At 66.3% G+C, this 20,363-nt stretch carries 20 protein-coding genes; 10 read left to right on the top strand and 10 right to left on the bottom strand.

The window, feature by feature from the left end; all coding sequences use genetic code 11:
- Positions 1 to 81 precede the first annotated feature (81 nt).
- On the top strand, positions 82 to 1,161 hold the full coding sequence (purM, locus tag ACFYOW_RS09750; protein WP_063044470.1) for a phosphoribosylformylglycinamidine cyclo-ligase: 1,080 nt from the start codon (positions 82 to 84) through the stop codon (positions 1,159 to 1,161).
- 440 nt (positions 1,162 to 1,601) lie between these two features.
- On the opposite strand, the gene ACFYOW_RS09745 is transcribed toward purM, so the two are convergent.
- The 4 genes from ACFYOW_RS09745 to ACFYOW_RS09730 form a co-directional block, all read right to left on the bottom strand.
- On the bottom strand, positions 1,602 to 1,814 hold the full coding sequence (locus tag ACFYOW_RS09745) for a DUF3073 domain-containing protein (RefSeq protein WP_364396718.1): 213 nt from the start codon (positions 1,812 to 1,814) through the stop codon (positions 1,602 to 1,604).
- 175 nt (positions 1,815 to 1,989) lie between these two features.
- Positions 1,990 to 2,934: an asparaginase gene (locus ACFYOW_RS09740; protein ID WP_387286338.1), complete on the bottom strand. Its 945-nt coding sequence runs from the start codon at positions 2,932 to 2,934 to the stop codon at positions 1,990 to 1,992.
- Complete coding sequence (locus ACFYOW_RS09735; RefSeq protein WP_387286336.1) at positions 2,931 to 3,653, bottom strand: MOSC domain-containing protein; 723 nt, start codon at positions 3,651 to 3,653, stop codon at positions 2,931 to 2,933. Before ACFYOW_RS09735 ends, ACFYOW_RS09740 begins: the two co-directional genes overlap by 4 nt.
- Positions 3,653 to 4,768, bottom strand: coding sequence for a YgfZ/GcvT domain-containing protein (locus ACFYOW_RS09730; RefSeq protein ID WP_387286334.1), 1,116 nt, complete (start codon positions 4,766 to 4,768; stop codon positions 3,653 to 3,655). Before ACFYOW_RS09730 ends, ACFYOW_RS09735 begins: the two co-directional genes overlap by 1 nt.
- A 274-nt stretch (positions 4,769 to 5,042) precedes the next feature.
- On the opposite strand from ACFYOW_RS09730, the gene ACFYOW_RS09725 reads away from it, so the two are divergent.
- From ACFYOW_RS09725 to ACFYOW_RS09695, 7 genes are all read left to right on the top strand, one after another.
- Entirely contained in the window at positions 5,043 to 5,960 is a 918-nt protein-coding gene (locus ACFYOW_RS09725) for an aminodeoxychorismate lyase (protein WP_387286332.1), read from the top strand.
- Positions 5,961 to 6,135: 175 nt separating this feature from the next.
- A complete protein-coding gene (locus tag ACFYOW_RS09720; RefSeq protein ID WP_387286331.1) occupies positions 6,136 to 7,620 on the top strand; it encodes a cytochrome ubiquinol oxidase subunit I in 1,485 nt (494 codons plus the stop codon).
- A gap of 9 nt (positions 7,621 to 7,629) precedes the next feature.
- Positions 7,630 to 8,661, top strand: coding sequence for a cytochrome d ubiquinol oxidase subunit II (cydB, locus tag ACFYOW_RS09715; RefSeq protein WP_387286329.1), 1,032 nt, complete (start codon positions 7,630 to 7,632; stop codon positions 8,659 to 8,661).
- A 2-nt stretch (positions 8,662 to 8,663) separates the two neighbouring features.
- The gene (locus ACFYOW_RS09710; protein WP_387286327.1) at positions 8,664 to 10,673 is read left to right on the top strand and encodes an ABC transporter ATP-binding protein/permease; all 2,010 of its coding nucleotides are present in this window, start codon (positions 8,664 to 8,666) and stop codon (positions 10,671 to 10,673) included.
- A 20-nt stretch (positions 10,674 to 10,693) separates the two neighbouring features.
- A complete protein-coding gene (cydC, locus tag ACFYOW_RS09705) occupies positions 10,694 to 12,841 on the top strand; it encodes a thiol reductant ABC exporter subunit CydC (RefSeq protein WP_387286325.1) in 2,148 nt (715 codons plus the stop codon).
- 291 nt (positions 12,842 to 13,132) lie between these two features.
- Positions 13,133 to 13,570 carry a hypothetical protein gene (locus ACFYOW_RS09700; RefSeq protein WP_387286324.1) on the top strand — a complete coding sequence of 146 codons (438 nt, stop codon included), beginning with the start codon at positions 13,133 to 13,135 and terminating at the stop codon, positions 13,568 to 13,570.
- Between the two features lie 22 nt (positions 13,571 to 13,592).
- A complete protein-coding gene (locus ACFYOW_RS09695) occupies positions 13,593 to 14,177 on the top strand; it encodes a Uma2 family endonuclease (protein ID WP_387286322.1) in 585 nt (194 codons plus the stop codon).
- On the opposite strand, the gene ACFYOW_RS09690 is transcribed toward ACFYOW_RS09695, so the two are convergent.
- The 6 genes from ACFYOW_RS09690 to ACFYOW_RS09665 all read right to left on the bottom strand — a co-directional run bounded on the left by ACFYOW_RS09690 (position 14,174) and on the right by ACFYOW_RS09665 (position 18,369).
- Entirely contained in the window at positions 14,174 to 14,881 is a 708-nt protein-coding gene (locus ACFYOW_RS09690) for an FABP family protein (protein WP_387286320.1), read from the bottom strand. The genes ACFYOW_RS09695 and ACFYOW_RS09690 overlap by 4 nt on opposite strands.
- Before the next feature lie 183 nt (positions 14,882 to 15,064).
- Positions 15,065 to 15,370 carry a DUF1416 domain-containing protein gene (locus ACFYOW_RS09685; RefSeq protein ID WP_387286318.1) on the bottom strand — a complete coding sequence of 102 codons (306 nt, stop codon included), beginning with the start codon at positions 15,368 to 15,370 and terminating at the stop codon, positions 15,065 to 15,067.
- Between the two features lie 4 nt (positions 15,371 to 15,374).
- Positions 15,375 to 16,208 carry a sulfurtransferase gene (locus tag ACFYOW_RS09680; RefSeq protein ID WP_387286316.1) on the bottom strand — a complete coding sequence of 278 codons (834 nt, stop codon included), beginning with the start codon at positions 16,206 to 16,208 and terminating at the stop codon, positions 15,375 to 15,377.
- Between the two features lie 31 nt (positions 16,209 to 16,239).
- Positions 16,240 to 16,671, bottom strand: a complete 432-nt coding sequence (locus ACFYOW_RS09675; RefSeq protein ID WP_387286314.1) for a DUF4395 domain-containing protein — start codon at positions 16,669 to 16,671, stop codon at positions 16,240 to 16,242.
- Between the two features lie 454 nt (positions 16,672 to 17,125).
- Entirely contained in the window at positions 17,126 to 17,566 is a 441-nt protein-coding gene (locus ACFYOW_RS09670; RefSeq protein ID WP_387286312.1) for a thioredoxin family protein, read from the bottom strand.
- On the bottom strand, positions 17,563 to 18,369 hold the full coding sequence (locus ACFYOW_RS09665) for an LmeA family phospholipid-binding protein (protein ID WP_387286310.1): 807 nt from the start codon (positions 18,367 to 18,369) through the stop codon (positions 17,563 to 17,565). The genes ACFYOW_RS09670 and ACFYOW_RS09665 overlap by 4 nt, the downstream gene beginning before the upstream one ends.
- Positions 18,370 to 18,551: 182 nt before the next feature.
- Here ACFYOW_RS09665 and ACFYOW_RS09660 point away from each other — a divergent pair, with 182 nt between their 5' ends.
- Positions 18,552 to 19,319: a winged-helix domain-containing protein gene (locus ACFYOW_RS09660; protein ID WP_387286308.1), complete on the top strand. Its 768-nt coding sequence runs from the start codon at positions 18,552 to 18,554 to the stop codon at positions 19,317 to 19,319.
- Positions 19,320 to 19,384: 65 nt separating this feature from the next.
- Complete coding sequence (mshD, locus tag ACFYOW_RS09655; RefSeq protein ID WP_387286306.1) at positions 19,385 to 20,296, top strand: mycothiol synthase; 912 nt, start codon at positions 19,385 to 19,387, stop codon at positions 20,294 to 20,296.
- Positions 20,297 to 20,363 lie beyond the last annotated feature (67 nt).

Below are 20,363 nucleotides of genomic sequence, written 5' to 3'. Positions count from 1 at the left end.
ATCTGCTGCGGCATTGTTATCCGGCTCCGGTAGCGTGAGCTGGCATCTATCCGCCGATTCGGTTTGGAGCTCTCCCCGAAAATGACTGAACAGACCCCCAGTGGTGCCGGTGCTTCCTACGCCGCGGCCGGCGTGGACATCGAGGCAGGTGACCGCGCAGTCGAGTTGTTCGGGCCATTGGCGAAGAAGGCCAGCCGACCCGAGGTGCAGGGTGGGCTCGGCGGTTTCGCCGGGCTGTTCGCACTGAAGGGTGGCTACCGCGAGCCGTTGCTCGCGGCCTCCACCGACGGGGTCGGCACCAAGATCGCGGTCGCCCAGGCGATGGACAAGCACGACACGGTTGGCCTCGACCTGGTCGCCATGGTCGTGGACGATCTGGTGGTCTGCGGCGCCGAGCCGCTGTTCCTGCAGGACTACATCGCCATCGGCAAGGTCGTCCCGGAGAAGGTGGCCGAACTGGTCTCCGGTATCGCGGAGGGCTGCGTGCGTGCGGGCTGCGCACTGCTCGGCGGCGAGACCGCCGAACATCCCGGCCTGATGGATCCCGACGACTACGACTTGTCCGCGACCGGTGTCGGCGTGGTCGAGGCCGATTCGGTGCTCGGTCCGGACCGGGTGCGTCCCGGCGATGTGGTGATCGCCATGGGCTCCTCGGGTCTGCACTCCAACGGCTACAGCCTGGCCCGCAAGGTGCTGCTCGATATCGACCGGATGTCGCTGACCGGCCATGTGGAGGAGTTCGGCCGCACCCTCGGTGAGGAGTTGCTGGAGCCGACGGTCATCTACGCCAAGGACTGCCTCGCGCTGATCGCCGAAACCGATGTGCGCACCTTCGCACACGTCACCGGCGGCGGCTTGGCCGCGAATCTGGGCCGGGTGATTCCCGCTGGCATGGTTGCCGAGCTGGATCGCGGCACCTGGAATCCGGCGCCGGTATTCAAGATGATCGCCCAGCGCGGCCGGGTCGATCGGGTCGAGATGGAGAAGACCTTCAATATGGGCGTCGGCATGGTTGCCGTGGTGGCGCCCGAGGACGTCGACCGGGCCCTGGCCGTGCTGACGGCACGGCACATCGCCTGCTGGACCCTCGGCACCGTCAAGAAGGCCAAGGACGCCGACGCGGTCCGCGCTGTATTGGTCGGCGAGCACCCGCGCTTCTGAGTCTGATTTGCAGCGCCTGCGGCGCTGCGTGTTCGCGGCCCCTGGTGTGCGGTGGCCTCGCATTGGCTCGTCCAAGCGCAAGAGACTGATGACGGACTGCGTCCGGCAGCGTTCGATGGGCGCGGGTGATCCTTGCGAGCGACGTGCGAGCAGTCGCTAGCGGCGCCGTCGAGACTCGCGACTTCGTGGCATGCGCTTAGACGACTCGGCTGTGTTCGATGGCCGCGCCTGCGGCGCGGACGCGAGACGGGCCGCGAACGGCGCTCGTAAGACTCGCGCGTCGTGGTTTCGTTTGTCGCGCATGGAAATTCACAACAGCGTCCCGCATCGTCGGATGCGGGACGCTGTTGTTGTGCAAGCCTCGAATGGTTAGTCCGGTCACGCGGCATCAACGGGTGAAGGGGGAGGCCCGTCGGCCTCCCCCTTCGTCGTCTACCGAGTCAGCGGCGCCAGTCGTTGTAGTCGTCGTCCTCGTCCCAACGGGATGAGGATTCGTCCGCGTCGTGCTCATCGGACAGCACACCACCACTCCGCTGGGAGGTGGGGCTACCCGAAAGCTCGCGCTGAAGGCTCGCGAAGTCAGTCGGCGCGGAGCTGTACTTCAGCTCGCGTGCGACTTTGGTCTGCTTTGCCTTAGCCCGGCCACGGCCCATGGCTGACCCCCTCGCGTCACTGCGGGGCGGCCTGGGGTTTGTTGGCGGCCCCGTTCGAATTAATACTCTTCCTGACAGACACTTTAGCGTGTGTCAGGCGGTCGCGCTTCCAGGAGTGGGGGAAGAACTCCGGAAGTGGCGCCGTTTGCCCGGTTGTCGCCGTCGGGCCGCCCCCTCAGACGACCCCGGGAATCGCTCGGATGACCCCGACCCTGGCACCGCCGCCGAGCACCGGCGGCGCCGCGAGCTCGGCATGCGCGGTGGTCCATTCGACGCCCATGCGATGCAGAATGGCCAGCGTCAGGGGGATTCGCGCACGGTCGTGACCATCGGCGATCTTGTATGCGAAGGCCGTTCCGTCCGGTAGCGCACCCGCGTGCACACCGTCCGCGCCGATCTTGCAGACCAGGCCGGGGGTGGCCTGCATGGTCAGTAAATCGGGTGCGTTCGTGCCGGAAATCACTCGCGGATTGGCGCGAATCGCATCCGCGACGCGCCGCTGCGGCGAACCGGGCGCGGCGGTAGCCATGGCCGCGAACGCACGGGCCAGATTCACCAGCGAGACCGGAATGATCGGAAGACCGCAGCCATCGATGCCGAGGTCGGTTTCGGGTTCACCGGTGAGGTCGGTGATGGTGGCGATCACCGCCTGTTGCAGCGGATGCGCCTGGTCCAGGTAGCCCTCGGTGGGCCAGCCGTTGACGGCGCAGGTGGCGAGCATGGCCGCGTGCTTACCGGAGCAGTTCATGTACACGCGGCGGGGTTCGGGTAGCGCCTCGGCCCGTGCGCGCTCCTCCTGCGGTAGGTCGGGCGGGCATTCGAGGGACTTCTCGTCGAAGCCGAAACGGTCGAGCAGGCGCTCGACCAAGGCGACGTGATCCGGTTCGCCGTAGTGCGATGCGGTCGCGATGGCGAGCTCGGCATCGTCGAGCGGTTCGAAGCCGTTGCGCAGCAAGGTGATCGCCTGCATGGGCTTGTTGGTGGAACGCGGGAAGATCGGGACGTGCACCTCGCCGAGCGCGAGGGTCGGTTCGCCGTCGGTGCCGAGGATCACCACCGAACCGCTGTGCACGCATTCGCGGAAGCCGGAGCGGACGACCTCGACCAGTTCGACCGTCATAGCTCGGCTCCTGTCGGTTCGGCCCGCTGCTCGCGCGCGCTTGCCACATCGGACCGCTGCTCGCGGGCACGGGCGGCGTTGGCGTTGCGGCGGCCGTGACGCTCGATCTGCATCCGCACATCATCGGAGATGGTCGGTTCGGTCGCGAGCAGAATCGCGAGAAGATCGGGATCGTGGCCGGTGAACAGGTCGCGCACGGTGATGCCGTGCTCGGGTGTGTGCACGATGCGGACCTCGTCGCCCGCGCCGATCGTGCCCTCGGTGAGTACACGCAGGTAGGCGCCGGTGTCGCTCTGCAACGTGAACCGCTTGACCCAGTGGGACTCGCCGGACCAGTGCTGGAAGGTCGAGCACGGCACGCGGGGCGCACTTACTTCGAGCAGAGTGTCCCCGATGGTCCAGTGCGCACCGATCACCGCATCGCTGACCGGGAGTCCGGCGATGCGCAGATTTTCGCCGAACCAACCCGCGGGCAGTTCGCGGCCGAGTTCCTCGCCCCAGCGCCGCGCGTCTTCCTCGGCGTAGGCGTAGACGGCCTGATGTACGCCGCCGTGATTCTTGGTGTCGCACACATAATCGCCGTCGAGACCGTGGGCACGTGCGGCGACGCGATGGGGAACCGGTCGCTTGTCGATGGCCGTCCGGCCGACGCGGGTCGGCACCTCCAGTTCGGCATGGACGACGCACACGGCAAGCACCCGAGCGCTATCGGGCTGCATCAACGGCCACGCAACCGGTCGACGGCGATCCGACCCGCCTGGGGTGCGTCTTCGGCGGGAACCGAATCCGGATCGATGGCGGCGGCGGTCGGCCCCGCGACCAGTTCGGTATCGGCCGGGATGGTGCGTTTGATCAAAGCCAGTGCGATGGGACCGAATTCGTAGTGGTCGATGACGGTGCCGAGTCGGCCGACAGCACGGCCGCCCGCGGTGACGTCCTCGCCGGTGGCCGGACGTTCGTCGGCCGAGCCGTCGAGATGCAGCAGCACCAGGTGGCGCGGCGGCTTGCCGAGGTTGTGCACCCGGGCCACCGTTTCCTGGCCGCGATAGCAGCCCTTGTCCAGGTGCACCGCACCGTGTTCGGCGATGCCGCCGATCCAGCGGGCCTCGTGCGGGATGGTCCGTTCGTCGGTGTCGAGTCCGATCCGGGGGCGCAGTGCCGCGACGCGCAGTGCCTCGAAGGCCCACATGCCGGCGGGTTCGGCGCCGGCGGCGGTGAGGCGGGCCCAGCGGTCGGCGAGTTGGTCGCGTGGGATGACCAGGTCGAAGGAGTCCGCGGTGGGCCACGGCATGCGGCGCAGGAAACCGCCGTCGGGCAGCGGCACTGCTTCATAGGTGTCCGGGAGGGCGGAAATGCCGAGCGCTTCGGTCAACTCGGTGATGTGTGGGCCGAGCAGGCTCAGCACCGCGTGGTCGGCGGCCTCGACCGGTTTGGCATCGGCCCAGAAGACCATCTTCGCCAGGAACTCCAGCAGCGCCGGTCCGTGCTCGCCTTCGGTGTCTATCCACACGGTGCTGTCGAGCTCGGTCAGCACGAAGTGGTGCAGCACGCGGCCGTTGAGATCGAGGTCCAGGTTCTCGGCGGACCGACCGTCACCGAGGCTCGCGATGTGCTGGCTGCTGATGGTGTGCAACCAGGTCAGCCGCTCGGCGCCGGTGATTTTCAGGACGAAGCGATGCGACCGGTCGACGATCGCCACCCGCTCCGCGGCGGCGCGCTGTTCTCGGAAGGGATCCCCGTAATGCCAGGCGACGGCGGCGTCCGGCGTACCGGCCGCGCCCGCGACGGCGCCCGGGACAGCGAGGATGGGACTGGGTGCGACGACCACGGACACGTAAACCACTCTAAGCGCGAACCAGATTGGTTGCTGTCAGCGGCCCATCGAGTAGACGAAACGTGCGCTGCTCAGCAACCACCACGGAGCGAGTCTTACGAGCGACGTTCGCGGCCCGTCTCGCATCCGAGTGGCCGAAGCGCATGCGCCGTAGGCGCGAGTCTCGGCCGCTCGGATGCGAGACATAAGGGGGCCGCGAACACGCAGCGCCGCAGGCGCTGCAAATCCCACGCAGTCCTAGGCGCGGTCAACGAACAGCGCCTACGCTCGACCCATGGTGGATCGAGTTCTTGTAACACTCGACGGCGCCGTCCAGGATCCGGACGCGCCGTTGTTGTTTGCCGACGACATCGGCGTACTGCGCGGTGACGGTGTCTTCGAGTCGGTTTTGGTTCGTGCCGGTGACGCGTGCGCGATCGAATTTCATCTAGGCCGACTGCGTCGTTCGGCGCAGGCACTCGATCTACCCGAGCCCGAGCTGGGGAAATGGCGCGACGCGGTCGAGACGGCGACGAAGGAATGGGGGACCGACCGCGAGGGCCTGATGCGGCTGGTCCTCACCCGTGGGCGCGATACCGAGCTGTCGGCTCCGTCCAGCGTCACCTCGGGCGATCTCGCGGCCGCGGTGCCGGTGCCGACTTCCTATGTGCTGGTGCTGCCGGTGCCGGAGCGGGTGCAGAAGGCGCGCACCGATGGCGTCGCGGTGGTGTCGCTATCGCGTGGGATTTCGGTCGATCTGGCGCAGGCCGCGCCGTGGCAGCTGCTGGGTGCGAAGACACTCTCCTATGCCACCAATATGGCGGCGCTGCGGTTCGCGCAGCGGATGGGCGCCGATGACGTGATCTTCACCAGTACCGAGAACCGGGTGCTGGAGGGGCCGCGCTCGTCGGTGGTGATCGTGCGCGACAAACAGTTGATCACCCCGCCCGCGAAGAACGGCGTACTCCCGGGGGTTACCCAGCGCGCGCTGTTCGCCGAGGCCGAGAAGGCCGGGTGGAAGTGCAGCTACGACTCGTTGTTCACCGCCGACCTGTTGACCTGCGACAGCATTTGGCTGATGTCGAGCATCACGCTCGCCGCGCGGGTGAATTCACTGGACGGATTGCGCATGATGGCGCCGGACAATGCGGCCGAAATCATCGAATTGGTGGATCGAGGAGTGGAACGGGCCGGGGCCATCGGCGATTGGTGAGTTCGCCGGGCCGTGATCTTCGTCCTACTACAGCGTGTAGGAGTACTCGGCGAGCTCGGAAAATAGGTCGTTGAGGGTCGGTTGCGCCTGTGTGTCGTGGCGTACGACTCCTTGATGGACCCCTTCGCGGGCGTACTCTTACTACGTAATGTCGTAGATCGGCGGGAGGTCGGTTTTGAGCGTCCTGGACTTATCGCGTTGGCAGTTCGGCATCACGACCGTCTATCACTTCATTTTCGTGCCGCTGACGATCGGTCTGGCCCCGCTGGTGGCGGGTATGCAGACCGCTTGGGTGATTACCGGCAAAGAGCACTGGTACCGGCTGACCAAATTCTTCGGGAAGCTGTTCCTGATCAATTTCGCACTCGGTGTCGCGACCGGCATCGTGCAGGAATTCCAGTTCGGCATGAACTGGAGCGAATACTCCCGCTTCGTCGGTGACGTCTTCGGCGCACCGCTCGCGCTGGAGGCGCTCGTCGCATTCTTCCTGGAATCGACCTTCGTCGGCCTGTGGATCTTCGGTTGGACCCGGCTGCCGAAAATGGTGCACCTGGCGACGATTTGGTTTGTCGCGATCGGGGTGAATGCCTCCGCGTACTTCATCGTCGCGGCCAATTCGTTCATGCAGCATCCGGTCGGCGCCAAATACAACCCGGAGCGCGGGCGCGCCGAACTCACCAGCATCTGGACGGTGCTCACCAACAACACGACGCTGGCGGCATTTCCGCACGTGGTGGCCGGAGCATTCCTGACCTCGGGAACTTTCGTGGTCGGCATCTGCGGCTGGTGGATGGTGCGCAATGCGCGCAGCGGTGACGAGACCAAAGTCGCCGATGCGCGAACGATGTGGCGCTCCGGTGGACGCGGCGGCCTGTGGGTGATCGTCATTGCCGGTGTCGCGCTGTTCTTCACCGGTGATGTGCAGGGCAAGCTGATGTTCGAACAGCAGCCGATGAAAATGGCTTCGGCGGAATCGCTGTGCAATACCGCGACCGATCCGGACTTCTCGGTGCTGACCATCGGCACACACAACAACTGCGACAGCGTGACGCACGTGCTCGAGGTGCCCTATGTGTTGCCGTATTTGGCCAAGGGCAAGTTCAGCGACGTCACCTTGGACGGTGTCTCCGACCTGCAGCACGCGTACAACGCGAAATTCGGGCCCGGCGACTACCGGCCCAATCTGTTCGTCACCTACTGGTCCTTCCGCGCCATGATCGGCCTTTCGGCCGGTGCGATCCTGCTCTGGTTGGTCGGCCTCTGGCTGACCCGCGGTGGCCGGATCACCGATAAGCGCTGGTACTCGTGGCTGTGCCTGATCGCCATCCCGACTCCGTTCCTGGCCAATAGCGCGGGCTGGGTCTTCACCGAAATGGGTAGGCAGCCATGGGTTGTCGCGCCGAACCCGACCGGTGACCAGCGCCTGCGGCTGATGGTTCAGCAGGGCGTCTCCGACCACGTCGCGGGCACGGTCATCACCTCGCTCGTGGTGTTCACCCTGCTATACGGCGCGCTCGCGGTGGTGTGGTTCTACCTGATGCGGCGCTACACGGTCGCGGGACCCGAGCCCGCGAAGATTCCGACCGGCGGACCAGACGATACGGGCGGTCGTCATCAGGCCGAAGAACCTGCCGTCGAACAGCTTTCCTTCGCCTATTAGGAGCCGACGATGAATCTGCAACAGTTCTGGTTTCTGCTGATCGGCGTCTTGTTCACCGGCTACTTCGTGCTGGAGGGCTTCGACTTCGGGGTCGGCATGCTGATGCCGATCCTCGGCAAGGGCAGCGATACCCGAAGGCGGGTGGTGCTCAACACGATCGGGCCGGTGTGGGACGGCAACGAGGTGTGGTTGATCACTGCGGCCGGTGCGATGTTCGCCGCCTTTCCAGAGTGGTACGCGAGCCTGTTCTCCGGTTTCTACATCGCATTGCTGCTCGTGCTGATCGCGCTGATCGTGCGGGTCTGCGCCATCGAATATCGCAGCAAGATCGATGATGCGCGGTGGCGGGCCTGGTGCGATGCCGCAATCGGAATCGGTTCCTGGGTACCGGCATTGGCTTGGGGTTGGATATTCGCCAACGTCGTGCGGGGGGTGCCGCTGAACGAGAAGAAGCACATCGCGGGCTCGGTGTGGGATCTGCTCGGGCCGTACGCCTTGCTCGGCGGACTCGCGACCGGATTGCTGTTCGCGCTGCACGGTGCGGTCTTCCTGGTACTGAAGACCGGCGGCGAGGTGCGCGACGATGCGGTGAAGACGGTGCGATTGTTGCTGGCACCGACCGCGATCGTGGTCGGTGTGTTCGGGGTGTGGACGCAGTTGGCCTACGGAACCGGATGGACCTGGATTCCGTTGGCGCTGGCGGTAGTCGGGCTGCTCCTCGCGGGCGCGGCGAGTTTCGCCGATCGCGACGGGTGGGCGTTCGTCGGCACGGCGGTCACCACCGCGGCGGCCACGGTGCTGCTGTTCGGGTCGCTGTATCCGAATGTGCTGCCGTCCACCATCAGCGACATGTTCAACCTGACCATCGACAACGCTTCCTCGACGCCGTACACGCTGAAGGTGATGAGCTGGGCGGCCGTGGTCGTCACGCCGGTGGTGCTGGGCTACCAGGGTTGGACGTACTGGGTATTCCGCAAACGGATTACGGTCGAGCAGATTCCCGCGCCGGTCGGCCTGCCGTTGGAAGCCGTCAAGGACTGATCATGGCTCGCCCGCCCGTCGACCCTCGGTTGTGGAAGTACGCGCGCTCGGCCCGTCGCTATCTGGTGCTGAGTGTGGCACTGTCCGTGGTGATCACGGGATCGATCGTGGTCACGGCGGTCGCGTTGGCGAAGGTGCTGGCCGGGGTCGTCACCGATCCCGGCCGGCGCAGCTTCGGGGCGTGGACATTCGAGTTGGTGGTGCTCGTGGCCGCCATCGGCTGTCGGGTGCTCGCCACCTGGGTGCAGTCGCGGATCGCGCATCGGGCGGGGGCCGCGGTGGTTGCGGAACTGGAAACCGCGGTGCTTGCCGCCGGTGCTCAGCTGCCGCCGCGCGAACTCGAAACTCGGCGAACCGAATTGGCGGTTGTCGTGAGTACCGGGCTGACCGGGCTGCGGGCGTATCTCACCGGGTATCTGCCTGCGCTGCTCCTTGCTTGCCTGGTGCCGCCGATTGTCTTGGTGGTCATCGGGTTTCACGATCCGGTCTCCGGTCTCATCGCCGTGGTCACGCTGCCGTTGATTCCGGTGTTCATGGTGCTCATCGGTCTGCTCACGCAGGGCCGAGCGGAGGCCACCCTCGTCGCGACCACACGGCTTTCGGATCAACTGCTCGATCTCTTCGCCGGGATGCCGACATTGCGCGCGTTGGGGCGGGAGGGGAGCGCGGGGCGGACGGGTTCGATGGAACACCGGGTGCGTGCGCTCGGGGATGCGTTGCGGCAGCGCACCATGCGTGCGCTTCGGATCGCGTTCCTGTCGTCGATGGTGCTCGAGATGCTTGCCACGCTGAGCGTCGCGTTGATCGCGGTGTCCATCGGTCTGCGGCTGGTATACGGGGAGATGAGTCTCTATGCCGGGCTGGTGGCGTTGATTCTCGCTCCGGAGGTGTATCTGCCGCTGCGGATGGTGGGGGAGCGGTTTCATGCGGCGCAGGACGGAATGGCGGCCGCGGACAAGGCCTTTGCTGTTCTCGAGCCGTCTGCGCAGGTTCTGGCCGAATCGGGTGCCGATGGTCAGGCGGCTGGCGGGGACGCTGGCGCTGTCCGGTCGGTCTCCGGAACTGGTGGGGTTGGTGGTGCGGTTGGCGGAGCGGGCGTTGTTCGGTCGGCTGCGCCCGGGTGCGCAGGTGCTGTTAGGCCGGTTTCGAGCACGAATGGTGTTGATCCCGTGGCCGCCGTCGGCTCCCCTCATGGGATTATCGGCGGCGAGGGTGCTGTGGAGAGCGGGGACGACGGCAGGGATATCAGCGAACTCGGTTCAGCGGTGTCGAGTGGCAATCCCGCCGAGATGAGGCTTGAAGTCGGCAGAGATGGCTCGGGCCTCATCGAGATATGCGATCTCTCGGTACGCGCCAGGGACGGGTTTGCGCCCGCCGGGCTGACGGCGGTGTTGCGGCCGGGGTTGGTGACAGTGTTCACCGGTCCCAACGGGAGTGGGAAATCGACTGCGCTGCAAGCAATCCTGGGTTTGATCACACCGGAGTCCGGCTCGGTGAAGGTCGACGGCACCGACCTACGTGCGCTGGATCAGGAGACTTGGTGGTCGCGCCTCGCCTGGTTGCCGCAACGCCCGGTCCTGGTCCCGGGAACACTGCGCGAGAATCTCGAATTACTCGGCGCGCACATACCCGACACCACTGCCAAGGGTGCGGCACGTGTGCTCGACGAACTCGAAGCCGCCTGCATCGCAACCGGATTCGATGCAGTACTCGACGAACTTCCCGACGGCTGGAACACGATCGTCGGCGCGGGCGGCATCGGCCTCTCCCTCGGCCAGCGCCAACGCTTGGCCCTCACCAGAGTGCTCGCGGCCGACCGCCCAATCCTCCTTTTGGACGAACCAACCGCCCACCTGGACCACGCGGCCGAAGTCACCGTCCTCACTGCCCTACAGCAGCGAGCTCGCACCGGCGCAACGGTAATCGTCATAGCCCACCGCCCAACCGTCCTCGCCGTCGCGGATCACATAATCCCCATCCACTCCACCGCACCTCAGGCAGTCGTCTCATGAACCGCGCGGGAGACACTTCGGTGCCAGGGGCAACGGCTCGTCGCGGCGTAGTAGCGGATCTGCGGCGCGTGTGGGGGCTGCTCGAGTTGTCGCCGTGGCGGGTCGCCGTTGCGATCGGGTGGGGTGTGTTGGCACTGGGCAGCGGGCTCGGGCTGGCGGCATTGGCGGCGTGGTTGATCGCGCGTGCCTGGGAGATGCCTCCGGTGCTCGATCTGAGCGTTGCGGTTGTCGCGGTACGGGCGCTCGGTATATCCCGTGGGCTGTGCCGATACCTGGAACGTCTTGCGACCCACGATGTCGCGCTGCGTGCGATGACGACCGCTCGGACAACCGTCTACCGGACCCTCGCTCAATCCGATGTCTGGATGCGGCGGGATCTGCGAGGTGACACGTCGGACGGGCCGGCCGACGGCGGTGATGGTTTACGTGCCGAGAAGCTCGACGGGTCGATTCGTCGGCCCGGCCACGATGGTGCGGTCGGCTCCAGTCGTAGGCTCGGCCGGGATGTCTCGATCGCCGAATCGGATCGAGCAGCTGGCGAGGTGTCCAACGCGCCGGAGCTCGATGCCGACTATGGCGACGAAACATCGGTGCCCGGACTGGCCAGGCGGTCCAGTCGACGTCGCGCGGCGTCTGCGTTCGGCCAGGCCGATACCTCGGAGCGCCGCGGGGGTCGTCCTGTCGCCGCGGCGGATTCGACGAGCGCGGATGGTGCTGCGTCGCTGCGGCGCGGGGATCTCCTGGTTCGAATCGGCAGCGATATCGACGATCTCGGTGCCGTTGTCGTCCGTGTGTTCGTGCCGATCGCGGTCGCGATTGTGCTGGCGCTGGCCGCGATCGGACTCATGGCCACCATTTCGGTTGTGGCGGCGGCCATTCTGGCGGTATCGCTCGGCATTGCCGGAATCGTTGCACCGTGGCTCTCGGGGTGGGCCGCTCGCGAGGCCGAACGCGCGGTGCGCGCCGACCGGGCTGAATTCACCGCGCAGGCGCTCACGGTCCTCGACCACGCGGCCGAACTCCGGGTCGCGGGCAAGCTGGATGCCGCGCTGGCGGCCGCCGACCGCGCCGGACAACGTGCGGTCGCCGCCGAGGACTCCGCGGCCGCACGCAGCGCCTGGGCCGCGGCGGCGACGCCCCTCTCGATCGGCGCCAGCGTCCTCGGCGCCCTCCTGATCGGCATCGCGATCTACGGCACCAACCCGCCCGCCATGACCCCCATGGCCCTCACCATCCTGGTCCTGCTCCCCCTCTCGGCCTTCGAAGCAGTAGCCCCACTCCCCGCCGCCGCCCAAGCCCTCACCACCGCCCGCGCGGCCCTGCACCGCCTCCCTCTGCTCGAAACCACCACCCGAAACCCGATACCGCAGCAACGGTCCGACGCCGGCTCCGCCACGAACCGCCACGGAGACTCGGGACGAGATCATCTGCTGCGCGATGCCACCGGACGAGCCGATGGCAGCGGGCACGGCTCGTCGACAGAGGGCGCACCAGCGGCACCCGACCGCAGGGGTACCGATACGGACCTCCGCGACGCACGAAATCGATTGCCGGGCAACCTCCCCGAGCGTCCGGCAGGAAAGCGGATCGCCGTCGTCGGACCGAGCGGCGCGGGCAAGACCACATTGCTCATGACGTGGGCGGGGCTGTTCGGAACGCCCGTGCCCGGCGTGACGTTCTTTGCCGAGGATGCGCACATCTTCGGCACCTCCGTGCTCGAGAACCTGCGGGTCGCGCGGGGGGATCTCACGGCCGAAGCGGCCGAGAACGCTTTGTGCGCGGTCGGTCTCGGGGATTGGCTGGAATCGCTGCCGGATGGTGTGCACACGGATCTGGTCGCAGGTGCGGCCGCGGTTTCGGGCGGGCAGCGGCGGCGGATTCTGCTCGCCCGAGCGCTCATTTCGCCCGCGCGGGTGCTGCTGCTCGACGAGCCGACCGAACATCTCGAGGCCGAGGCGGGCGCGCGACTATTGCGCGAGCTACTCGATATCGGCAGCGGCCTGGTCGAACCCGACCGAACTGTGGTCGTCGTCACACATCAGCTGCCATCTGATCACCGCGCCGAAGCGGTGCTGCAAATCGATGGATCAGGCCAGGTCACGACCACTGGAGGAGTCGAGGAGCGCACCGGTTCAGCGCCCCGCGAAATTCCGTTGCCGACGCACTGACCGCTGACTAGATTCGTTTGTACACAAGGAAGGAGGTGGTTCGAAGAATGTATGTTCATAGGACTCGTGAGGTGGCTGTCCGCTAGCGCCCCCGCTGCAACGGATTTCCGTTCGCGCGAGCGCTGAGCGAATTCCAGGCAGCCACCCGGCCCCCGAGCTACCGGTCTAGTCCGACCGGGACCCATGCAGGCTTCACCGCCTGCGGGGTATGGCTCGGGGGCCGTTCCTTTTTCGGCACAATTCTCTCGGACGGTAGAGTCCGGCGACCGGGTTCGACACGAGGGGTAGCCGATGCCATCGGAGGGTCTCGCGGCGGTGGTTGGCCGCCGCATCAGGGCGGTTCGCCGCATGTTCTACGTACAGGGCAGTGATGTCGACCGCACCGAAGGCCCCATCGAATTGACCTTCGACGACGGTTCGGTGCTGCTGCTGGACGCCGGAACCGACGGCGAGGAACTCCTCGTCGCATCGACCCCGTGGCGCGACCCTTTCGCCGGCCTCACCGAACCCGAATACATCGAATACGTCGCCGAATCCGGCAAATACACCGCCTTCGACGTCGGCTCCGAACCCCCGTACTCACACCTGATCGGCTCCCACATCGCCGCCGTCTCCGAATCCCGCCTGCACGACGACCGCCTCCGCGCCGCCATCCTCGAGGTGAACGGATCCAAACTCGCCGTCGAAACCCTCGCCGACGAACTCCTCGTCACCTGGCACCCAACCTGAGGACAGACGCTACGGTGGGGCGATGACCGTTGAGCCGTTGCCCGACTGGGTAATCCCGCCTGCCGGTGGATTCACGGTCGAGGACTTCTTGGCACTGCGCGGCCTTCCCAAACGCACTCAGTTGATCGACGGTGGTCTGGTCTTCGTAGGTCCGCAGGAAAAGTGGCACAGCCGAGTTGTCTCACTTTTTTGGCGGGACCTGGATCTACAGGCTCCGCGGCACTTGCGGGCTGACCTGGGGATGGCGGTGAAGCTCGGCAAGCGTCAGATGCCGGAGACGGACGTTCTTGTCGTTACCCCAGAGGCATTCGTCCGCGAGGACCCGTCGAGGTATTACTTCGCCGAGGACCTTGTCCTGGCTGTGGAGGCTGTCTCTCCGGATTCCGAAGAACGCGACCGGGAGACGAAGCCAGCCAAGTATGCGAAGGCAGGAATCCCGAACTACTGGAGGGTCGAGCGTCGTGACGATGAAGCCGTCGTCTACGTCTACGAACTCGACCCCGCCACAGCAACTTACGGCCTGGTCGGCATCTTCCACGACCGCCTGAAGATCAACGTGCCGTTTCCGATCGACATCGACCTGACATCGATCTGGCCGCGCGACTAACCGATGTAGCGCTGCAAACGTGCCGACAGGCGAGGCTCCAGGGGACCGTCGGCGACTACCCGCTCCTCGACGTAGGCGAGATCACCGCCTTCGACGATGCCGTACAACCGTTTTGCTCCGCCGACGACGATGCCGGATTGGCTGCGGATGACGACATCGGTGGCCAATTCCCAGGAGGACTGGGTCAGTGCGGTGCCGTAGAAGAGTTCGACGATGCCGGTGCTGTGGGTCAACAGTAGTTCGATGACCTCGTCATCACCGTCGATGCCGACCCGCCAGAAGCCGCTCTCGCGCAGATCCGGTCCGCCGTAGGAGCCGTCGGATTGGATGACCCAGGAACGCGAGTCCCAGGCCAGGTAATCGCCACCGTCGTGGGAGACGATGATCTGCTGGCCGAAGCGGTAGTCGCCGCGAGCGGGATCGTTGCCCTCGCCCTCACCGCGCCACACGCCGACCATCGGCAGCAGCGCGAGCATCGACGAACTCAGATCAGGACCGAGCCGCAGATTCGCGGTGTCCTCGGGCAGCGGCAGATCCGGTAGCACCGGAATATTGCGCGCACCAGTCCATTTCGCCCGTTCGGCGGCCTCGGCCACGGCCTCGTCGCCACTGCGGCGCGGCGCCGACTCGGCCGGGCCGTTGCCGTTCAGTTGTTCACTCGCTCGCTCGGCCGGGTTGGAACCTTCGCTCGCGAGTTCACTCATGATTCGGTGAACAACCGGTAGAAGACGTACAGGCCGAACCAGCCGATCAGAACGGCCACGGCCACCAGCAGAATCTCGAAGAAGAGGACCACAACTGGATTCTAACGAGTTGCGTCCCGCCCAGCACAACGGCCCCGTTGCTTCCCAGCTACCGGGAAACGACGGGGCCGTCGGTGGCATTACTTACTTGGCGACTGCCACATCCACGGGGTGGATGCCCGCGCCTTCCGGACGAACCTCGGCCGAGCCGTTGCCCGAGGAGGACAACGCCCGCACGGTCCATGCGCCCGGCGCCGCGAAGAAGCGGAAATCACCGGTGCCCGAGGCCACGACCTCGGCGGTGAAGTCACCGTTGCCGTCGAGCAGGCGCACGAACGCGCCGCCGACGGGCTGGCCGTCGGTGCTCAGAACACGGCCGGTGATGACCGTTTCCTTCTCGACATCGACTCCGGCCGGAATGGCCTGTCCCTGGGTAGGTGCTGCGCACATGTGATTACTCTCCCAACTCGATCGGTGCACCGACGAGCGAGCCGTATTCGGTCCAGCTGCCGTCGTAGTTCTTGACATTCTGGTGACCCAGCAACTCCTGCAGCACGAACCAGGTGTGCGAGGAACGCTCACCGATGCGGCAGTAGGCGATGGTGTCCTTGGATCCGTCCAGTCCGGCCTCGCCGTAGATCTCGGTCAGCTCGGCGTCGGACTTGAAGGTGCCGTCCTCGTTCGCGGCCTTGCTCCACGGCACGTTGATGGCGCCCGGGATGTGGCCGGGACGCTGGCTCTGCTCCTGCGGCAGGTGGGCCGGCGCCAGGATTTTGCCGGAGAACTCGTCAGGGGAGCGCACGTCGACCAGGTTCTTGGTGCCGATGGCGGCGATGACCTCGTCGCGGAACGCGCGGATGGTCAGGTCGGGGGCGGCGGCCTTGTACTGGGTGGCCGGGCGGTTCACGGCGTCGCGGGACAGCGGACGACCGTCGAGCTCCCACTTCTTGCGGCCGCCGTCGAGCAGCTTGACGTTGTTGTGGCCGTACAGCTTGAAGTACCAGTAGGCGTATGCGGCGAACCAGTTGTTGTTGCCGCCGTAGAGCACGACCTCGTCGTCGTTGCCGATGCCGCGCGCCGAGAGCAGATCGGAGAACTGCTCCTGGTTCACGAAGTCGCGACGAACCTGATCCTGCAGGTCCTTCTTCCAGTCGAGCCGAACGGCACCCTCGATGTGGCCGCCGTCGTAGGCGGAGGTGTCCTCATCGACCTCGACGAAGACGACGCCGGGGGCGTTGAGGTTCTCTTCGGCCCAGTCAACGGAGACCAGGACATCGGAGCGAGCCATGTTGTTCCTTTCGGGGTGGTGACTTGCAGTGTCAGTTCGCCGGGGACGGGTTCCGGCGGAGTCGGGCGACCAGCGGATAGATCTGGCAACCCAGGCAGATCCCGAACGCCGCATTCAAGAACGCCGCGAACAGGGCGAAGCCGGCGAACACCGCGCCGACGACGGTGGAGCCGACCAGGAAACCCAGCAGGCTGACGGCACTGAAGACCAGGCCGAGTAATTGGGCGAACCGCAGCGGGGCCACCGGTTCGGTTTCGAGGGGCGGACCCACGCGCGGCGCTACGAACGCGGCGAAGATCCGGCCGTAGGGATGCCGCCGCGGCCCGTAGGCCGCGCCGATCGCGAAGACCACCGCCTGTGCGGCGATGAGCACCGCGGCGACCGGCGTCGAAACGGCTGCTGCGAGCAGGACCAGAACGAGAGCACCGGTGGTGACCCACGCGGCGAAGCGTGGCCCGCGCACATCAACTCGAGTTGGATTTGCGGCGCTCCCTGCCCCTGCGTGGTTACGCAAGCTGCCGCCTCCGGGGCTGAGGAAGCGCCGCGGGGTGGGAATTCCGTTCTCAACGGCTGTGTTTCGGGAATTTGTGGACATTGTGCGTACTCCTGCGCTGAATTTCGCTGTTGGCGGGAAAAATGCCAGTTCGCCGGGGGATCAAAAGATCACTCGCACGACGGACGCAGGTCGGCATCAGGGATTCTGACGGAGCCGACCGCTCAGCCACACAGGCAGCAACAACCACCGAGGCGACACAGATCAACTGTGCGGCGTCGGGTGAGCATCAGCTCGTGGTTGGCTTGCACGCAGAGGAGTTTACCTGGTTCTGCCGGAGAATTGGACCCGGGGTTCGTCACAGTTGCTATCAACCCTTGTCACGCCCGGTTTTTCCACCGTCAGGGGCGATTCACCGGAAGAGTTATCCCACGGTCAGCGGCTCGAGTGCGGTACGCAGGTCCGCGGACTTGGGGACCCCGGAGATCCGGAATCGTTCCCGCCCTTCGATATCGAAGACGAAGGTGGTCGGCAGCGAGAGCACGTTCAACTCTTTGGCCAGCGCGGGCTCGGCATCGATATCGACCTCGATATCCAGCGGCGGTCGCGGCGATCCGGACAATTCCTCGGTCACCCCGGCGACCACGCGACGCACCGCGTCGCACGGTCCGCACCAATCGGCGGAGAAGTGCAGCACCGCCGGGCCCGAGTTGTCGGCGCCGACCGATGCCAGCAGACCGGTGCGTGCCGATTCGTCCTGTGTCTCGGTGTCGCTCGCGCGCAGCTTGCCGTTGCGGCGCTGCAGCACCACTCCGACCGCCACCGCGGCAAGCACCACCACCAGCAGGATTGTGATTTCAATCATGGTCGCCGCAATCTGTCCAGGTCGATGGTCACGTTCTCGGCCTTGGCCTCGATGACGATCTGGCCGCCCTGTGCGGAGACCTTCGTCGGCCGTAGCCCGAACGGCAGTTCGTTCGTATCGATTGTCCGGGTGAACTGCTCGAGCACCTTGGGACGCTCGGTATCGGTGACGACCGCGGTCGTCGTGGCGTCACCCGTACCACGGTAGATGCTGGTCGCGATGATCTTCACCTGATCGCCGTCGACCACGAGGTCTGCGGTCACACTCACATTGTCACCGCCGAGCGGTGCACCCGGCTTGCTCGGCGTCTTGCCGGGCATGGTGCCGGTGAGCAGGAGCTGCCCGCCGGTGGTCATACCGGACCCGCCCGATCCGCCCGTTCCGTCGGATTTGTTCCCCGGCGCCGAATGTACTTGCAGGTCCGGGATTTTGAACAGCTTGCCGAGTTCGGTCGGCTCCAGCCGCATCTGCCCCTCGACCCGATCCACCGGCACCGCGCGCACGTTCCCGTCGGTGAGGTCGCCGAGGGAGAGGTGGGCTCCGGTCAGCGTCGCGCCGACCGAGATTTCGCCGGGGATATCGGGTCGCATGACGCGCGCGCGGATATCGACGGTCTGGTATCGGCCGTCGAGGGCCTGGGTGAGAAAGGGGAACCCATAGATGACCACGTCGGGGTCCGCGGTGAGGTCGGCGCCGACACGCAGGGCACGCGACACGCGGTACTCGGAGTAGGCGGCGGCGCCGAAATCGATGACTACCGCCAATGCCGCGAGGCACAGCAGCCCGATGATCAGCTTGCGCATGCGGGCAACACTACTTGGCGGTGCGTTTCGGGTATCGCACCTCTGTCCTGAGGTGCCACACTAACCCGGATGGCGAGGTCATCGGCGTTCACGCGCTAATCTTGCATCCGATTACCTGTGATTAGCGACGTGGCCCCGGCGGTGTGGCTGTTGTCCGGTGCTACTAGATGGGAGGAGGGCTTGTGGAGCTGCTCCTGCTGACCTCCGACCCCAACCCCGAGTCGGTTCTGCCCTCGCTGTCGCTGCTGGCGCACAATGTGCGCCCGGCGCCGACCGAGGTGGCGTCCCTGCTCGAGGCGGGGACCGCGGATGTCGCGCTGGTCGATGCGCGCACCGACCTGGCCGCGGCCCGTGGCCTGTGCCGACTGCTCGGCAGCACCGGCTCGTCGGTGCCGGTGGTCGCCGTGCTGACCGAGGGCGGGCTGGTCGCCGTCAATGCCGACTGGGGCCTGGACGACATTCTGCTGCCCGGTACCGGACCGGCCGAGCTCGACGCCCGGTTGCGCCTGCTGGTCGGCCGCAACGGCGGTGTCGCGAGCCCGGAGAACACCGGCAAGATCACCCTCGGCGAACTGGTGATCGATGAGGGCACCTATACCGCCCGGCTGCGCGGTCGCCCGCTGGATCTCACCTACAAGGAATTCGAACTCCTCAAATACCTCGCGCAGCACGCGGGCCGGGTCTTCACCCGGGCCCAGCTGCTGCAGGAGGTCTGGGGTTACGACTTCTTCGGTGGCACCCGCACGGTCGATGTGCACGTGCGCCGCCTGCGCGCCAAGCTCGGCAGCGAATACGAATCGTTGATCGGCACCGTCCGCAATGTCGGCTACAAGGCCGTCCGCCCCGCGCGTAACAGCACCAAGGGCGACCACGTCGCCTTCCCCGACGACGAATCCGCCGAGGGCACCGACGATTCCCCGCCCGTCACCGTCAATGGATCCGTTCCGTAGCCGATGGAATGGCGCGCGGTATTCGCGCGTTCGTCGCGATGACGGGATCGACGAGGGAGACGCTCATGGGTGAGACGACGCTGCGGTGGAGCACGCAGCTCGATGCCGAGGTTGCGCGGGCGGTGCGTGAACTGCTCGAGCGGACGAGTGCCGAAGACGGTGTCGCGCCGGTCTCCGAACAAGCCGTCCTCTCGCTCGGCGCGACCGATTCCGGGGCCGAACATCTAGTGGCGCTGCGTGCCGGCGTCGTCGCCGGTTACGCGAATCTCGTTGCCGCACATGGCGAACACCCCGCAATGGCCGAGGTCGCCGTCGATCCGGCTGCGCGTGGCCATGGCATCGGTGCGGAATTGGTCTCGGCCGCGCTGACAAAGGGTGGATCGGGTGCTCGGGTCTGGGCACACGGAAATCGGCCCGCCGCCCAGGCGCTCGCGGCCCGGCTCGGACTGCGCGTCGCACGGGAGTTGTGGCAGATGCGGCGGTCGCTGGCAACACCGGAGCTACCGGAGTTGGTCGTTCCGGAAGGTACCGCGCTGCGGACCTACGAAGGCGCCGCCGAGGATGCCGAACTGTTGCGTGTCAATAACGCGGCCTTCGCCTGGCATCCGGAACAGGGCGGCTGGACCGAGCGGGATATCGCCGTCCGCCGCGAAGAGTCCTGGTTCGACCCGAAGGGGCTGTTCATCGCGGTGGATCCGGCCGATCCGGACCGCATCCTCGGATTCCACTGGACCAAGGTGCATCACGAGGAGAACCCACCGGCCGGCGAGGTCTATGTGGTCGGCATCGACCCGGCTGCACAGGGCAGGGGACTCGGCCGCCTGCTCACCCTCGCGGGCCTGCGCTACCTGCACGAACGCGATCTACCGGAGGTTCTGCTCTATACCGAGGCCGACAACACCGCGGCCGTGCACACCTACGCGCGGCTCGGCTTCGCCGCGTCACATATCGATGTCGCGTATTCGGCCGCTGACTGAATAACAGGCGGCTCGTCGGGGCTGCTCGAGTAACACTGGGGCAAATGTCACATATAACGGGACCATT

The sequence above is a fragment of the Nocardia sp. NPDC006982 genome, from assembly GCF_042869435.1.
In the GTDB taxonomy this organism is placed as follows: Bacteria; Actinomycetota; Actinomycetes; order Mycobacteriales; family Mycobacteriaceae; genus Nocardia.
The sequence above is the reverse complement of the archived record's forward strand: the minus strand, read 5'-3'. Positions and strand labels throughout refer to the sequence as shown.

Coding starts and splice junctions, on each gene's coding strand:
- ACFYOW_RS09740 (WP_387286338.1), bottom strand. CDS start 2,934: ATGACGGTCGAACTGGTCGAGGTCGTCCGCTCCGGCTTCCGCGAATGC.
- ACFYOW_RS09735 (WP_387286336.1), bottom strand. CDS start 3,653: ATGCAGCCCGATAGCGCTCGGGTGCTTGCCGTGTGCGTCGTCCATGCC.
- ACFYOW_RS09665 (WP_387286310.1), bottom strand. CDS start 18,369: ATGCGCAAGCTGATCATCGGGCTGCTGTGCCTCGCGGCATTGGCGGTA.
- ACFYOW_RS09685 (WP_387286318.1), bottom strand. CDS start 15,370: ATGTGCGCAGCACCTACCCAGGGACAGGCCATTCCGGCCGGAGTCGAT.
- ACFYOW_RS09670 (WP_387286312.1), bottom strand. CDS start 17,566: ATGATTGAAATCACAATCCTGCTGGTGGTGGTGCTTGCCGCGGTGGCG.
- ACFYOW_RS09690 (WP_387286320.1), bottom strand. CDS start 14,881: ATGAGTGAACTCGCGAGCGAAGGTTCCAACCCGGCCGAGCGAGCGAGT.
- ACFYOW_RS09700 (WP_387286324.1), top strand. CDS start 13,133: ATGCCATCGGAGGGTCTCGCGGCGGTGGTTGGCCGCCGCATCAGGGCG.
- ACFYOW_RS09725 (WP_387286332.1), top strand. CDS start 5,043: ATGGTGGATCGAGTTCTTGTAACACTCGACGGCGCCGTCCAGGATCCG.
- ACFYOW_RS09745 (WP_364396718.1), bottom strand. CDS start 1,814: ATGGGCCGTGGCCGGGCTAAGGCAAAGCAGACCAAAGTCGCACGCGAG.
- purM (WP_063044470.1), top strand. CDS start 82: ATGACTGAACAGACCCCCAGTGGTGCCGGTGCTTCCTACGCCGCGGCC.
- mshD (WP_387286306.1), top strand. CDS start 19,385: ATGGGTGAGACGACGCTGCGGTGGAGCACGCAGCTCGATGCCGAGGTT.
- cydB (WP_387286329.1), top strand. CDS start 7,630: ATGAATCTGCAACAGTTCTGGTTTCTGCTGATCGGCGTCTTGTTCACC.
- ACFYOW_RS09710 (WP_387286327.1), top strand. CDS start 8,664: ATGGCTCGCCCGCCCGTCGACCCTCGGTTGTGGAAGTACGCGCGCTCG.
- ACFYOW_RS09680 (WP_387286316.1), bottom strand. CDS start 16,208: ATGGCTCGCTCCGATGTCCTGGTCTCCGTTGACTGGGCCGAAGAGAAC.
- ACFYOW_RS09695 (WP_387286322.1), top strand. CDS start 13,593: ATGACCGTTGAGCCGTTGCCCGACTGGGTAATCCCGCCTGCCGGTGGA.